Origin of the sequence: Gottfriedia luciferensis (assembly GCF_002156865.1) — a bacterium.
GTDB lineage: Bacteria > Bacillota > Bacilli > Bacillales > Bacillaceae_G > Gottfriedia > Gottfriedia luciferensis.
Genome location: NZ_NCTA01000002.1, coordinates 90,355 through 106,149, shown reverse-complemented (window position 1 = coordinate 106,149; position 15,795 = coordinate 90,355). Strand labels below are relative to the sequence as shown.

At 33.2% G+C, this 15,795-nt stretch carries 12 protein-coding genes; 8 read left to right on the top strand and 4 right to left on the bottom strand.

Features of this window, described 5'->3' with window-relative positions:
- The first annotated feature begins 128 nt into the window (after window positions 1-128).
- Window positions 129-836 (top strand): M48 family metallopeptidase, encoded by a 708-nt coding sequence (locus B7R67_RS02770; RefSeq protein WP_088067331.1) that lies wholly within the window; start codon window positions 129-131, stop codon window positions 834-836.
- 64 nt (window positions 837-900) lie between these two features.
- Here the strand turns inward: B7R67_RS02770 and B7R67_RS02765 are convergent, their stop codons facing one another.
- Window positions 901-1,395 carry an acyl-CoA thioesterase gene (locus tag B7R67_RS02765; RefSeq protein WP_088067329.1) on the bottom strand — a complete coding sequence of 165 codons (495 nt, stop codon included), beginning with the start codon at window positions 1,393-1,395 and terminating at the stop codon, window positions 901-903.
- A gap of 394 nt (window positions 1,396-1,789) precedes the next feature.
- Between B7R67_RS02765 and B7R67_RS02760 the strand changes: the two genes are divergently transcribed.
- From B7R67_RS02760 to B7R67_RS21850, 4 genes are all read left to right on the top strand, one after another.
- Entirely contained in the window at window positions 1,790-4,309 is a 2,520-nt protein-coding gene (locus tag B7R67_RS02760; RefSeq protein WP_088067327.1) for a vitamin B12-dependent ribonucleotide reductase, read from the top strand.
- A 312-nt stretch (window positions 4,310-4,621) separates the two neighbouring features.
- Window positions 4,622-6,100, top strand: coding sequence for a protein adenylyltransferase SelO (locus tag B7R67_RS02755; RefSeq protein WP_088067325.1), 1,479 nt, complete (start codon window positions 4,622-4,624; stop codon window positions 6,098-6,100).
- Between the two features lie 444 nt (window positions 6,101-6,544).
- Window positions 6,545-7,474 (top strand): DMT family transporter, encoded by a 930-nt coding sequence (locus tag B7R67_RS02750; RefSeq protein ID WP_328587360.1) that lies wholly within the window; start codon window positions 6,545-6,547, stop codon window positions 7,472-7,474.
- Between the two features lie 469 nt (window positions 7,475-7,943).
- On the top strand, window positions 7,944-8,162 hold the full coding sequence (locus B7R67_RS21850; RefSeq protein ID WP_142289510.1) for a hypothetical protein: 219 nt from the start codon (window positions 7,944-7,946) through the stop codon (window positions 8,160-8,162).
- A gap of 327 nt (window positions 8,163-8,489) precedes the next feature.
- Here the strand turns inward: B7R67_RS21850 and B7R67_RS02745 are convergent, their stop codons facing one another.
- From B7R67_RS02745 to B7R67_RS02735, 3 genes are all read right to left on the bottom strand, one after another.
- On the bottom strand, window positions 8,490-9,605 hold the full coding sequence (locus B7R67_RS02745; protein WP_142289509.1) for a GerAB/ArcD/ProY family transporter: 1,116 nt from the start codon (window positions 9,603-9,605) through the stop codon (window positions 8,490-8,492).
- A 233-nt stretch (window positions 9,606-9,838) separates the two neighbouring features.
- On the bottom strand, window positions 9,839-10,270 hold the full coding sequence (locus B7R67_RS02740) for an AbrB/MazE/SpoVT family DNA-binding domain-containing protein (protein ID WP_235822069.1): 432 nt from the start codon (window positions 10,268-10,270) through the stop codon (window positions 9,839-9,841).
- Between the two features lie 345 nt (window positions 10,271-10,615).
- On the bottom strand, window positions 10,616-11,674 hold the full coding sequence (locus tag B7R67_RS02735) for an endonuclease/exonuclease/phosphatase family protein (RefSeq protein WP_407920369.1): 1,059 nt from the start codon (window positions 11,672-11,674) through the stop codon (window positions 10,616-10,618).
- A 533-nt stretch (window positions 11,675-12,207) separates the two neighbouring features.
- Between B7R67_RS02735 and B7R67_RS02730 the strand changes: the two genes are divergently transcribed.
- The 3 genes from B7R67_RS02730 to ypeB all read left to right on the top strand — a co-directional run bounded on the left by B7R67_RS02730 (window position 12,208) and on the right by ypeB (window position 15,619).
- On the top strand, window positions 12,208-13,305 hold the full coding sequence (locus tag B7R67_RS02730; RefSeq protein WP_088067318.1) for a zinc dependent phospholipase C family protein: 1,098 nt from the start codon (window positions 12,208-12,210) through the stop codon (window positions 13,303-13,305).
- Window positions 13,306-13,516: 211 nt separating this feature from the next.
- Entirely contained in the window at window positions 13,517-14,263 is a 747-nt protein-coding gene (sleB, locus tag B7R67_RS02725; RefSeq protein ID WP_407920368.1) for a spore cortex-lytic enzyme, read from the top strand.
- 15 nt (window positions 14,264-14,278) lie between these two features.
- The gene (gene ypeB / locus B7R67_RS02720; RefSeq protein WP_088067314.1) at window positions 14,279-15,619 is read left to right on the top strand and encodes a germination protein YpeB; all 1,341 of its coding nucleotides are present in this window, start codon (window positions 14,279-14,281) and stop codon (window positions 15,617-15,619) included.
- Window positions 15,620-15,795: the final 176 nt, after the last annotated feature.

The following is a 15,795-nucleotide window of genomic DNA, read 5'->3' as shown; positions in this document are numbered from 1 at the left end:
TTGATTAACATGAATGATACAAAAGTGATACGAAAGCATTATCATATGAATAGCAACTATTTAATGATATAAATAGGGATACAGATTAATCAGTTGATTTTGATAGTAAACGAAATAAAGGTGATTAAATGATACATTCTTACTTAGGTGAAAACATTAATTTTACGATTATGTACAAAAAGCGTTCATCCATAGGTATTTATATAGACGCTTATGGCAACGTTGAAGTTCAGGCTCCGAGAAATACGCCTGAGAAAACGATACTTCACTTACTAGAGGCGAATTGGGAGCAGATTCAACAAAAAATAAAAGAAATGAAAGAGCGACTTCATGGTCCTAAAAAAAGAGCTTACGAAATAGGTGAGACATTTCTTTATTTAGGGAATTCATATCCGATACAAATCTCTCATGATGTAAACATTCTTCAAGATCAGGTTGTATTTGAAAAAGATAAGCTATATATCATTGTGAAGGATTTAGATGATGAAAGGATAAAGCAGGCGCTTAAACGATTTTATTATAAACAGTGTAAGTCATTAGTTGAAAAGAGTATTCAAACGTTTCAAACTAATTTTAAAGTAAAACCTTCTTCGATCAGGATTTCAGATAGTAATACAAATTGGGGGACCTGTGATTCAAAACGACAATTAACATTTAATTGGAAATTGGCAATGGCACCGAAAAATGTCATTGACTATGTAGTAGTACACGAAATGTGCCATATGGTCCACTTGAATCATGACCGTTCATTTTGGCGTCTTGTCGGTAAAATTATTCCTGAATATAAGGAAAGAGAAAATTGGCTAGCAGCATCAAGTTGGAAAATGACAGTATAGGGAATCTAAAATGGGAACGACATTTGTCGTCCCATTTTAGTCTGATACTCTATTTGTGATTTACTTATTTCTTATACAAAAAGTCTGCTAATTCCTTACTTTTTACTCTTCTGTTTTTACGAATTTTAGCTCGCTCTTCGCCACCTTGATACAGGAATTTTTCTTCTTCAGTTTCGGGAACAATTTTAGGTACTTTAATTAGATTACCTTCTTCATCGAAAGCGACAAAAGTTAAAAATGCAGTTGCTGCGACTTTCTCTTCTCCGGTTTTTAGGTTTTCAGCAGTTACTTTTACAAAAACTTCAAAGGATGAAGTCCCCGTGAACGTTACATAACTTTCGAAAAATACAGCATCCTGCATCGTAATAGGGTGAAGAAAATCAACTGAATCAGTAGAAGCAGTTACAATTGATGATCTACAAAATTTCATAGCTGAGATACTAGCGATAATATCTAAGTCATTCATTAATTTTCCACCAAACAAAGTATTATGATTATTTACATCATTCGGCAGTACTAAATTTGTTCGAATAACTCTCGTTTCCTTACAAGTGATCATTGTATTACTCCATTCATTAAGTATCTATAAATTGTACACTATTTATTAGAAAATTTATTATAATTTTTTCTAAAAATACGTATGAAAATATCGATATTAAAAATGAATTGAAATGGTTATTTTTAATGCTTTTTACTAATTGTTTTTTGTTTTGGAAATAACTAAAAATTTATCTTGTAGTTAAAAGAGAAAATGTCAATGAACTTTGTGGGAAAAAGGTTAAATTTTCATAAGTTTATTTCGTTCGTTTACATTGACTTTTACTTCTTAAATCGGTATATTTATATCTTGTTGAAGAGGACGAATACTACATATGGGTGTTCGTGAAGAAGTGGACACCTATATATCGATATATGGTAAAATCGATATAATCTATACTGAGGAGGAACAGGTGATGATAAATACAATAGTTGACGCCGAATTACCTGCGAATATACAGAAATTAAATAATGATATAAAGCATTTTCCAATGATTACACCAATTAATCCAGATATGCACAAAACAACATTTAAAGGTGTATCTAGAACGGTTATGTTAGATCGCTATTCATTTAAAGATATAAAATTAGTGACTTTAGGTGTAGGTGACCTTGTTGTTTTAACTTATAAGGATGATCCAAAGTTTCCTCGTCGTGGATATGGTGAAGTAATTGCCATTGATTCTAATAATGATGAAGTAACTGTTCAATTAGACCCTCAATTTGAAGATGGAGCAATCATTACAGTTGCTTTTAATAAAGTAGACAAGCCACTTGAAATCTTCTATGAACAAATTGCAGACCGTGTTGCACGTGGGCTAGCATCTGCAGAGACTCCAGAAAAATTCTCCGAAGTTAAAGATATGTTTTATGAAATATTAGCAAACAAAACTTTCGTACCAGCAGGACGTGTTTTAGCAGGTGCGGGTACAGGGGCTTCTACTACATTTTTTAACTGTTATGTAATGCCTCATATACATGATTCACGTGATGGGATTGGTGAACATCGTAAGAAGGTAATGGAAATAATGTCACGAGGAGGAGGCGTAGGTACAAACGGATCGACATTACGACCTCGTGATGCAATCGTATATAGTGTGAACGGACGCTCAAGTGGTTCTGTATCTTGGTTGCACGACTTATCTGAACTAACAAACTTAGTTATTCAAGGTGGATCAAGACGTGGTGCACAAATGATAATGATGAATGTAAATCATCCTGATATTGTAGAATTCATTGTATCGAAAAACCAAAATCCAAAAGTGTTACGTTTTATCGCACAAACAACAAAATCAAAATTAATTCGTGAAGAAGTTGAACGTAAATTAAAATTCGAACCAATTAGCGCAACTGAAAAGGCTGCTTATGAAGCATTCATTCATATCGCTGAAGCAGAAGGTAAATTAGACACACCTGAAGTTAAACAAGCCATGGAACTTTTAGAAGATGGTGGTAAGTATTCTGTTCATAATCCAGAATTTTTAACAGGTGCTAATATTTCAGTATGCTTAACAGATGACTTCATGGAAGCTGTAGAAAATGATGGGGATTACAAGCTTCAATTCCCTGATTTAGAAAACTACGATGATGAAATGCGTTCAATTTATGATCGTGAATGGCAAGAATGTGGAGATGTACGTGAATGGGCGGCACGTGGTTACGGTGTACGAACTTACCACACAATTAAAGCAAAAGAGCTTTGGGATTTAATTAATGTGTGTGCTACTTACTCTGCAGAGCCAGGCATTTTCTTTTTAGATAATGCAAACAAAATGACAAACGCTGTATCATATGGACAAAAAGTTGTTGCGACAAACCCATGTGGAGAGCAACCTCTTGCACCATTCTCAGTATGTAACTTAGCTGCAGTTAACTTAGCTGAAATGACGGAAAATGGTAATGTGAACTGGGAGAAGTTAAAACGAACTGTTCAAATTGGAACGAGAATGCAGGATAACGTAATTGATGCAACTCCGTATTTCCTAGAAGAGAACACGAAGCAAGCAAGAGGCGAACGACGTATTGGATTAGGTGTGATGGGATTACATGATTTACTAATCCGTTGCGGTCTAGTATACGGCTCAGAAGCCGGAAACAAGCTTGTAGATCAACTATTCGAAGTTATTGCTACTACTGCTTACGAAACTTCTATCGAATTAGCAAAAGAAAAGGGAGAATTCCCATTCTTATCAACATTCGAGGATGGGCGTGAACGTTTTATAAACTCAGGTTATATGAAGAAAATGCCTGAAGATATACGAAAAGGTATTCTAGAGAATGGTATTCGTAATTCGCATTTATTAACAATTGCTCCTACGGGATCTACTGGAACGATGATGAACGTTTCAACTGGACTAGAGCCATATTTCAATTTTGTCTATTTCCGTTCTGGTCGATTAGGAAAATTTATTCCAGTAGTTGCTGATATTGCTTTGGAATGGCTAGAATCAAACGGATTTGAAGTAACTGAAGAAAATGTATATGAAATGATTGAGCACCTTCCAGAACAATTTGTAGGAACAATGGATCTAACTCCAGAAGCTCATGCTGATGTACAATGTATTATTCAAAGATGGATTGATTCTTCAATCAGTAAAACAGTTAATGCTCCAAAAGGATATACTGTTGCACAAGTAGCAAAAGTATATGAAAGATTACACAAAGGTGGCGCAAAGGGCGGTACGGTTTATGTTGATGGTTCTCGTGACGCTCAAGTACTTTCTCTAACAAACGAAGAAAATGATTTTACAAAAGTAGAATTAGAAACAGATGAAAATATAAAGGTTGAAACACAAAGCGAAGCACCAGTTAAAACAGGTAATGTCGGTGTAGAAGACGGAGACACTTGCCCAATCTGTTTAATTGGAACTGTTGTAGAGCATGGTGGCTGTAATACATGCGATAACTGTCAAGTACAGTTAAAGTGTGGTTTGTAGACAAAAAAAGAAGTCCAATGGACTTCTATTTTTTTTGCCTATTTCCGATTATTGCGGAATAGAGTGAAGAGTATAATTCATTATGCAGAGTAGACACTAAACTAGTAAAACAAAATCATAGTAAAGCTATGATTTTTTTGTTATACATAAAGAAAGTATGAAATAGCAGCGGTGTAGGAAACTTGACTTAGTTGCCTGTATTAGTACACCTAAGCCTCTTTCTTTGCCTAAAGGCATGCCAATCTGCGAGTTTTTTAATATGGTTGTAGAGAGTAAATAACAAAAAAAGAAAAAGCTGAAAAGGGGGATAAAATGAATCAAGGAAATGAAAAAAATAGAGCGGGATGGAATTTTGACAATAGTTATTCAAAATTACCGGAATTCTTTTTTACTATTCAAGAATTAAATCCAGTAAGTTCACCGAAATTAGTCATATTAAATAAACCATTAGCAACATCTCTTGGATTAGATGTTCAAGCACTAGAAAGTGAAGAAAGTGTAGATGTTTTTGCTGGTAATCAGGTTCCAGATGGGGGATTACCACTTGCACAAGCTTACGCTGGGCATCAGTTCGGCCATTTTAATATGCTTGGAGACGGAAGAGCTTTATTGTTAGGCGAACAGATCACTCCAAAAAATAAGCGATATGATATTCAATTAAAAGGCTCTGGTAGAACCCCTTATTCTCGAGGTGGCGATGGTCGTGCAGCACTTGGACCGATGTTACGTGAATACATTATTAGTGAGGCAATGCATGCTCTAGGCATTCCAACTACGCGCAGTCTTGCAGTTGTAACAACGGGAGAACAGATTCAGCGTGATACAAGATTACCAGGGGCAATAATGACTAGAATAGCTGCTAGTCACATTCGTGTTGGTACATTTCAGTATGTTTCAAGATGGGGAAGTGTCAGTGAACTAAAGGAACTTGCAGATTATACAATTCAAAGACATTATCCAGAAATAGATAAAAATAATCCGAATCAATATTTCTTATTTCTTCAGGAAGTAATTAAGCGCCAAGTATCTCTAATTATCAAATGGCAAATGGTAGGTTTTATTCATGGAGTAATGAATACTGATAACATGACAATAAGTGGTGAAACAATTGACTATGGTCCATGTGCATTCATGGATACGTATGATCCTGCAACTGTTTTTAGTTCAATTGATCTTCGTAGTCGATATGCCTATGGCAATCAGCCAAAAATGGCTGGCTGGAATCTTGCACGATTTGCTGAAACTTTATTACCATTATTACATGAGGATCAGGAGAAGGCTCTGGAAATAGCTCAAAATGCAATTTCTGAATATCCAATGCTATATGTTGATAATTGGGTAGCGGGGATGAGAAAAAAATTAGGAATATTCAATGAAGAGGATCAAGATAAGTCATTAATTGATGAGTTACTTGAAATGATGGAGAAGCATAAATCTGACTATACAAATACATTTAGAGCATTGTCTTATGGTAAGCAAGAGGATATGAATCTGTTTACGACACCAGAATTTAAACAATGGGAGAAGTTGTGGCAAGAGCGACTAAGTAGACAATCAGAATCAATGGAAGCATCTCTTCAATTGATGAAAGACAACAATCCTACAGTTATACCAAGAAATCATCGAGTAGAAGAAGCATTAAAAGCTGCAGTAGAAAATGGGGATTACAGTGTAATGGAGAAACTGCTAAAAGTACTTTCTAATCCATATATGGAAACGAATGAACAAGAAAGTTACTGCACACTTCCACCTGATCCAGATCGCCCATATCAAACTTACTGTGGCACTTGATGGAACTAACGCTTCACCCAAATGGAATAGTTAAAAAGTATGCTATCTTATCTATTTAGATAGCATTTTTTTGTTTTAGGCTCTGTTAATGTAAAAGCAGGAAGAGCAGGCAAGGCAGGGAAAGAAGGGGAAAACATATTGAAATTCTCTAAAGTCTTTTAATCTCTTTTCCAGTTTTAAAAAGAATAGTAAGAATAGAAGATTATTGTAATACACTTAAGCTTTAGAAATACAATGTTATAGAAACAAAATGAATCATTTAATCATGTAAAATTAAAAGAAACTATTTTAGTTAATTTGAGCATACATTTTGAATATAACTCGAAAATTTACTATATTAGAAAAGGTATATTACAAGTTTTCAAATTTATAAAGTAAGAGGGAGGATCTTAGTACGAATCTTTTCCCTCTTTTTGTTTTTAATGTTAGGTTAGATAGAAAGAAGTGGAGAAGTTGAAGAAACAACAAATTTACATCATTTTATTCTGTATTATGGTGGTATGGGGGTTTAATGTTATTGCCACAAAAGTTCTAGTGGCAAACTTTATGCCTGTTACGATGACAGCATTTCGTGTTTTTACTGCCGGAGTAAGTGTTTTTATTATTTTATTTTTACTAAAAAAAGTTCGTATGCTTACAAAAAAGGAGTTCGGTTACGTTTTCTTTGCGATGTTACTAAATGTAGTAGCGCATCATTATTTTTTATCAATAGGACTTTCTCAAACTTCAGCATCAAATGGCGGATTAATTCTAGGTATGGGGCCACTTCTAACAGCTTTATTGTCAGTTTTCTTTTTAGGTAGTGTTATGACCTTTGTTAGAATTCTCGGCGTTTTATTTGGATTTGCAGGCGTCGCTTTTATTGTCTTCCAAAGTGGTGGAGGATTTCATGGAGTATCACATGGAGATTTTTATGTATTTTTAGCAATACTTGCTCAAGCATCAAGCTTCGTTTTAATAAAAAAAGTTTCTAAAACTTTAGATCCTCGATTAATGACGGGATACATGCTAGTAATGGGTTCGATTATTTTATTTGGAATTAGTCAAATACTTGAGCCAGGCGGAATGGCTAGTATGGTACATCATTCGGCAGGAATATGGGCTGTATTTTTTGCATCAGCGGTTGTTGCGACAGCCATGGGTCATATGCTATATAATTTTGCTCTTGGGAAGGTTGGTACAACAGAAGCTGCTATATTTTTAAATCTTAATCCGTTCTTTTCATTAATTGGAGCAGTATTATTTTTAGGAGAAAAAATCGTTTTAACGCAAGTAATCGGCTTTGTTTTAATATTAATAGGCGTGATGTTCGGGTCAGGAGTATATGAAGATCTGTCCCGTAAATTTAAGAAAAACCATCAAATGCATGTGTAGTGTTTCTAGTAGACTTTTATAAATGATAAAATCCATAAGGTAAAATTGTTCCTTGTGGATTTTTTGCATATTATTTACCTTTAAATTTATCCCCTACTGAATTAATTTCTTCTCTAAATTCACAAATTTCAGCATAGCAATCTTTCATTTTCATTAAATATGTACATTTTTTCATCTAAATAAAAAAAGTAAATATAGTCAAATACACTAACAAGCAGCCCAAATCGAACATATTGATAGTTAGAAGACCTAAATAATCCAAACATAATGGGTGATACTTGAATGAATAATAGACCTAAGCTAATGAAACCGCCGGGCCCGCCGAGTCCGCCAAGCCCGCCGAGTCCGCCAAGCCCGCCGAGCCCACCGGGTCCGCCAAGCCCGCCAGGTCCACCGGGTCCGCCGTTTCCACCGTGCCCGCCATTTCCGAAGTGTAAATGTTGTTGCGAACAAGTGAAGTGTTGTTGTCATGAGCAAAAGAAATGTGAGTGTAGTGAACACAAGAAATGTAAATGCCGTAAACGCAAGTGTTTTTGCCGCAAAAACAAGTGTGATTGCTGTAAACGTAAGTGTGAGTGGTTTAAACTCAAGTGTGAGTGCCATTGTCGCGGTAATTCTTGGTAGTATCTCAAGGATAAGATCAATATTGATTACAGCATACAGATTACCTTATCTTCTATATCGATAGCGAGAGTATCTATTTGTTCTTTTGAGATGGATAGGTGCTCTTGATATTGAAGTAGCATGTTGAAAAACATAGCATTGTTCTTGTACTACTTATTTTCGAGTTCAAAAAAGGTAAAGTTATCTATTTTTTGAAATTTACATATATTAGTTTTCAAAAATACATTCTATATTCAAACTTTTTTACCTCTTTAAATAAACTGTTAGATAGTAAAAAAACGGCCAGCGCCACGGTTAGAGGTAATTAAAATATACTAATTGTGAATTGACCAGGATGTTAAGTTGAACTTTAGACGCGTATAAAAATAAATAAAACAGCACCTAATCGTTTTTAAGTACTGTTTTCATTTTTTTCTCTTAATTTTTTTTGAGTCAAAGAAAAGATAAGTAATGATATCGGAATAATAAAGTGTAGAGGAATATGTATAAAGTAAGGAACCTTTCCAAAACCTTCATTACGATGTTCATCATGGTTTGATGCCATTAATAACGAAGTAATTAGGATAATTACACAGATTGGATAAATTAACTGGGAACTACTTTTCACATTAAAAAGATCGGCTGCTCCTGAGATAGCACAAAAAGAATAAATAGATAATTTTATGAAACCTCCACAAACAATTAAAAGAATAATAAATGTATCGATTCGTTGGATAAAATCAGCAATATTAATCATACCTGCAGCTACTAGAATTGGATATTCTGATTTGCTTATTGCAGAAGCACCTAAGATAGCTAAACTACTTAAAGTAAATATTACTAATATAAAACCCGAAAAAAGCATTGCAGGTAATCCTACCTTATATGCTTTTTCTTTTTTATTTAGGTATGGAAGGATCATTGTGAATACGATAATTTCTCCAAAAGGGAATAGAATGCCAAATGGAAATACAGCCTTAATAACAGGTTCCCAACCTTGTTCTAAAACCGGTCTTAAGTTATTTATCTGAAATATATTAGAGATCAACTCAAAGCCTAAGGTAATAAAAATAAAAATAATCATAAAAATAAATAAAAATTCAGTTAATCTGGCGAAGGTTTCAATCCCTTTGAAAAGTCCGTACATTACTGCAAACAATAATATTATTCCGATTGAAATTAATGATGAGGCGGTAAATAATGTCATTGTCAACAAGTCCTCTATATCACGTAATATTCTTCCTGCAATATAGATAAAAAAAACGATATACACAATAGCTAAACTTTTTCCAACATATTTACCAAAAATAAATTGTACATACTTTGTTAATTGGTACTCTGGATAAATCTCATATAATTTTATATGTACATAAAATAGCATACAGCCTATGAGCATACTAATAATCATGCTAATCCAAACATCTTGTTTTGCAACATGTGTTATTCCCACTAAGGATGTAGAACCTATTTCAAATAGAAAAATCATACAAAAAAGTTGATAACCACTAATACTTGTTTTTCGATTCATTACTTTTCCTCGATTTTGTATTCTTAAAGAAGAATTATCATCTATTATAGATGTTTTTATTTTCACCCAAATCTCTCTTTTGATATACCGTTTTTTGGAAATAGTAACCCCTAAATCAATAGGATTGTGTGCATAAATAAAAAAGACTGCATTAGCAGCCTAATTGATCATCAACTAACGCATGCGCTAGTTCAATAAGAATTCTAGGAATCAGTTCACTTTTACTAGCTTTTTTATTGAGATATATATTTATGTAATTCTTGGATAAGAATGTTGGCACCATCTTTACTTAACACTAACTTACCATTTTCAAAAACAAAGTTTTTATCATCAATAATTCCTGTAATCATACATGTTTTATCCAAATCAAATTGTTTAAGTATTATTCGTCTTTCATCAATAAAAAACTCTAAAGGTTTATTTTTTTGTAGATTAAACGTATTTCTCAGTTCTTTAGGTAATACAACTCTTCCTAATTCATCTACTTTTCTCACAATCCCGCTCTTACCTACTAAATCATCATACTTAGTAAGTATGATCAAATCCTTTTCTACAGTAATTTCTAAAGGAGCTCTTCCTTCAATATGCATAGTTGTTCTTATTTCTTTCGGTAAAACAATTCTACCTAATTCATCTATCTTTCTAACAATTCCGGTTGATTTCATATGTGTAACTCCCCATTTATCTCTCTTTTTGTAACACAACGTATAGGCAAAAAACATACACGTTTAGAATAGTTTTATAATATCAAAGTGTTTAAATATTCTCTCCTTTTAAGGATAGGTAATTTTTGGTAATTATTTTTGTGTATTAAGTGGATACTCCTTGCCTTAATAAAAAAAGCATGGAATATCTATCCATGTCAGACTGATTGACAATCAGATAAATAGGATTTGGACATATATGTATTAAGTTACTTTCTTCTCAGAGTCTTAAAAAGGGATATTTATGATAAAAAAGCATAAAACACCTATTTTAGGTCATTTTATGCTTTTTGTGTTTTATTAAAGTTATTTTAATACTAACTCAGCAGTTACTGGGTTATGATCGCTATTCTCAAATCCTAAGTTATGTCCTTTCACATTTTTAACTAAAATATTTGGAGAAACTAAGAAACCATCAATAATGGCTTGGAAATTTCTTCCGTTTTTGAAAGGGAAGTCATTTGAACGAGATGTAGGAGTTGTTTTATCTGTAACCCATTTGAAGCCTTCTGGTTTAAATGTAGAAGGGAATATTTGTAGCCAATCAGGCCATTTTTCTGTTGTTTTAAATATGGTCGGGTCTGTTGTTGGAATTTCGTGATTCCAATCTCCACCTAAAATAAAATAATTTCCTTTTTTAATCTCTTTATCTAAGTAATTCGATAAATACTTCAATTGTTGCTTACGAACTTTCCCACCTTTATCGTACGCTGATAAATGTAGGTGGATTAAAATCAGATCTTTTCCGTTTTCTATTGGGATTCTACTTTCAATAAAAGCACGATCTAAATCAAATTGTTGACGTGGCCAACTTTCCTGACCTGCTAATTTATATCGATGACTATTTTTAATTTTGAACTTTGATAAAGTAAGTAAACCACTATTCGCTGAACCCATCGGGTGCAATATTGGAACAGGAACCCAAGGAACCTTATAATTTACTGCAAATGTATTGCTATAGTCAGGTAATCTTTTTGTAAGGTAGTTTACTTCGTTAATATGATAGCTACGCGAAGAGTTTCTATCAATCTCTTGAATTAGATTAATATCAGATTTTTCAATTTTAATAAATGAAGTAATTGCTCTTATATTTGTCGATGTTTGCTTTTTACTACTAGATCTAGACATTGTTCCGCCATCCATAAAAAAATCCTGATTTTTATCCAGTCCTGCATATCCGATGTTAAATGTAGTAATTGAAAAAGGCACTCCTTTTTTCAAAACCTGTTCTTTATTTTGTTTAATATTAAGTGGAATAACTTCAGATGGCTTATAGTCTGTGAAAGTCACATACGCCAAAAAACCAGCGATTAATAATGTAAAACTAAAAATTATGTACAAAACTACTTTTAAAGTTTTTACAATCATTCAATTCCCCCCAAATACTTCACTTTGTAAAAAAAAGTTTTAGTAGCCAATTCCTATTATAAATCAAAATGGAGATTGTATTTTCTTAATTTTACAACAAATTACAAAAGTCGATTATAAGATTTATGCTGAAAGAACTTTTTTACTGAGCAAACTGACAATGAATCTAAACATTAACTAGGAAGTCCAAAAGGTAAAATGTATTACTAAAAAGTTACTTAAATGTAGGCACAATTTTTTGCTTTATGGAAGTTTGGTCTAGAAAGGACTTTTGAATATGAAGGTTTTTTTAGTAATTAAATAGAAGTATTGTTAATGGGAAATTTATCCATAAACTTTGGTATGCTCTTTCTTCGACTGAGTTTATTAGAAACAGCATTTCCATATTATATGATGATTGTATGTTCATTTTTAATAGAATAATAACCTAGGAAACTACTTCCCAAAAATTAACAAATTTTCATATAACAAAAATATCCACTTAGGAATTGTTACGACTTATATAATAAATTACAAAAAGAAGGTGTATTATGAAAAAACGTATTCAATCAAAAAAACTATTATCATTAGTTGCTGGAAGTGCAATTGCAATCACATCATTATTCGGCAATTATCAGAAGGCATTCGCATGGTCTGACGAGGATGTACATAATCAAGATCATAGTACACATCATTTTATCGTAAATGGTAGTGTCAAACTTATTGCGGATAATACGAGTTCTGAAATAAACAAGCCTACAACTCTACTTAATCAGTTTCGTGATCGTTGGGAGCAAGGATTATACGATGCAGATCATATTAATCCTTTTTATGATACGGGCACCTTTATGTCTCATTTTTATGATCCAGACACACAAACAAATTATACAGGACTTTCTTATCCAACAGCTCGTCAATCAGGAGGAAAGTATTTTAATCTAGCATCGGATTACTATAAAAAAGGCGATTTTTACAATGCATTTTATTACTTAGGCGTATCTTTGCATTATTTTACAGATGTAACACAGCCTCTACATGCTTCAAATATTTCCAATCTAGATCACCGCGCACCTGGCTATCATTCGAAGTATGAAACATATGCCGAAAGTATTCAAAACCAAACGACAGTGCCAAATTCAGGTCTATATAATTGGATTTATTCAACTGATCCTGAAGCATGGATTCATCAAGCTGCTGTACAAGCAAAATCCGTTTTACCACAAGTTTGGAATGATAATATCATCAATTGGTTTTGGCAAGCATCTTACAGTAATTATTATTCTGCCATGTGGAAGAACGAAGTGAAAAATCCGACTCTTGCTCAGTTGAATCAAGCAGAACGAGAGACTGCTGGATTCATAGATATGTTCTTTCGAGTAAACGGTGTAGATATGCCTGTGACGGTATACAATGAAAATGCTTTTGGCGGTGTGTCAGAATTACTGGGATCTGGTAATTATGATTATGACCAGTTAGTAAAAGGTATTGGTAATGATACCATTTCTTCAATTCATATTGCACCAGGCTATCAAGTAACTTTATATACCGATGCAAATTACAAAGGAGCATCCATCGTTCTAGCAGGTGATGTAAATGAATTAGGTAACTTTAATCATCAAGTATCAAGTTTAAAAATCGTAAAGAACTAGTTGCCAGACAATTTCAGACTGCCCGCCAAACGCTCGCTTTCTTCGTTGCTTCACCTGTGGTCTGTTTCTTTTCTCAAAAATCAATATTTCATTTTAACATAGTCTTTTTTATAAATGGATGTCTAGCAAGTCTGTACTTTGACTGATGAGACATCTTTCTTTTTTGGAAAAAAAGATTTACATAAATTGGGGTTTCTTGAAAAAAATACAAATGAGAATATTGATACTTAGGAGGTTTAAAATGAAGAAACTAATTTTTCTAAAAGGTCCATTAATTTTTTGGATCGTTTTTGTTAGTTTTTTTAGCAATATACAACAAAACCATGTTAATGCTTTTACAAGCCAAGTCCTTCAAATGGGTGCTACAGGTGAGGATGTGATTGAATTGCAATCTCGATTAAAATATAACGGCTATTACACTAGTAAAGTTGATGGGGTATTTGGCTATAACACTTATTGGGCTGTTAGGAATTTCCAAAAAAATTTCGGAATGCCAGTCGACGGTATTGTAGGTGCTAAAACAAAAGCGATGATCGTAAAAGCTACAAAATATGAAAATGCAGGGAATACAGGGAAATCTGGTGCTAATGTTCCTAATGGTTACTCTCAAAATGATATTCAGCTAATGGCAAATGCAGTTTATGGTGAATCACGGGGTGAACCTTATATTGGACAAGTGGCTGTTGCAGCAGTCATATTAAACCGAGTTAGTAATTCTTCTTTCCCAAATACCGTATCTGGTGTAATTTTTGAGCCAGGTGCATTTACGGCAGTTGCGGATGGCCAAATCTATTTAACACCAAATGAAACTGCTAGAAAGGCCGTTCTAGATGCAGTGAATGGTTGGGATCCAAGTGAAAATGCTCTTTACTATTTCAATCCGGATACAGCGACAAGTGCTTGGATTTGGAGTCGACCACAAATTAAACAAATCGGTAGACATATATTTTGCAGATAAGATAGGGGTGTTTTTGTGATTAAAGAAGCTGCAATAGGAGTCTTAGCAATCGGTATTATTGGTACATCATATTGGGGTTATTCAGAACATAAAGCGAAAAAAGAAATTAATATACAAGCAGAAAATAACTATCAACGTGCATTTCACGAATTATCTTATGAAGTTGATTTACTTCACGATAAAATTGGCGATACATTAGCAATGAAATCAAAAACATCTATTTCTCCAGCTCTTGTTGAAGTATGGGGACTTACATCACAAGCACGTTCAAACGTAGGTCAATTACCACTTAGACTTTTGCCAATTAATAAAACGGAAGAATTTCTAACAAATATTGGTGATTTCAGTTATCGAACTGCGGTCAGAGATTTGGATAAAGAGCCGCTTACTGAAAGTGAATACGGAACACTACAAAAATTATATGAAAACTCTGCTGAAATCCAAGGAGAAATTAGAAAAGTACAACACCTTGTTTTTGAAAATAAATTACGCTGGATGGATGTTGAACTCGCTTATGCAAAGGATCAAAATCCAAAAAATAACATGATTATTGATGGATTTAAAAATGTAGAAAGAAATGTAACAACTTATACAGATGCAAATGCGGACCCGGCACTGACAAATTATAAAGTAAATCGAGGAAATCTTGCGAATGTAAAAGGAAATAAAATAACGAAAGAACAAGCAAAAGAAATAGCCAAAAAGTTTCTAGAATTAAATGGTACAGCAGAGATTAAAATTGAACTGACAGGTGATAAATTAAAAGATCGTTATTACAGTTTAGAAATAAAAGAACCAAAGACAAATAGTGAAATTTATATGGATATTACTGAGAAAGGAGGATATCCTGTTTGGGTTATAGACAATCGTGAAATAAAGCCACAAAAAATTGATTTGAATCAGGCTTCCATTAACGGACTAAAATTTTTAGAACGAAATAAGTTCTTAAATATGGAACTCACTGAAAGCTCACAATATGATACGATCGGAGTATTTACATATGTAACTAAACAGGATGGAGTAAGGATTTATCCTGAAGCTGTTACGATGAAGATTGCACTTGATGATGGAAGTATTGTTGGATTATCATCAAGAAATTATTTATCAGCATTTACAAAAAGGACGATTCCAAAACCAAAAATTTCGGTTGAAGAAGCACGTAAAAGTATCAATACAAGCATAAAAATAATGGAAGAACGTCAAGCAATTATATTAAATAAACTAAATCAGGAAATACTCTGTTATGAATTTGTTGGTATAAGAGGCAATGACACTTATCAAGTATTTATTAATGCAAACACTGGAGTGGAAGAACAAATTAAAAAATTAAATGTTCTTATTGAAAACTATGACTAAAAATTATATCTTCATTTAAAATTAGTAGCCTTAAGTATATGACTTAAGGCTCTATTTATTTTTTTCTTAAACAAGCCAAAAGGAAGGAAGAAGCATTGAAAATAAGGGTATCAAGTGATAAAAAAATTTTTTTTTATTTGTCCTAATGTCCAAAATCATGAATATATATTTCTTGA

Coding starts and splice junctions, on each gene's coding strand:
- B7R67_RS02770 (WP_088067331.1), top strand. CDS start 129: ATGATACATTCTTACTTAGGTGAAAACATTAATTTTACGATTATGTAC.
- B7R67_RS02760 (WP_088067327.1), top strand. CDS start 1,790: ATGATAAATACAATAGTTGACGCCGAATTACCTGCGAATATACAGAAA.
- sleB (WP_407920368.1), top strand. CDS start 13,517: ATGAGAATATTGATACTTAGGAGGTTTAAAATGAAGAAACTAATTTTT.
- B7R67_RS02745 (WP_142289509.1), bottom strand. CDS start 9,605: ATGAATCGAAAAACAAGTATTAGTGGTTATCAACTTTTTTGTATGATT.
- B7R67_RS02730 (WP_088067318.1), top strand. CDS start 12,208: ATGAAAAAACGTATTCAATCAAAAAAACTATTATCATTAGTTGCTGGA.
- B7R67_RS02765 (WP_088067329.1), bottom strand. CDS start 1,395: ATGATCACTTGTAAGGAAACGAGAGTTATTCGAACAAATTTAGTACTG.
- B7R67_RS21850 (WP_142289510.1), top strand. CDS start 7,944: ATGAGCAAAAGAAATGTGAGTGTAGTGAACACAAGAAATGTAAATGCC.
- B7R67_RS02755 (WP_088067325.1), top strand. CDS start 4,622: ATGAATCAAGGAAATGAAAAAAATAGAGCGGGATGGAATTTTGACAAT.
- B7R67_RS02740 (WP_235822069.1), bottom strand. CDS start 10,270: ATGAAATCAACCGGAATTGTTAGAAAGATAGATGAATTAGGTAGAATT.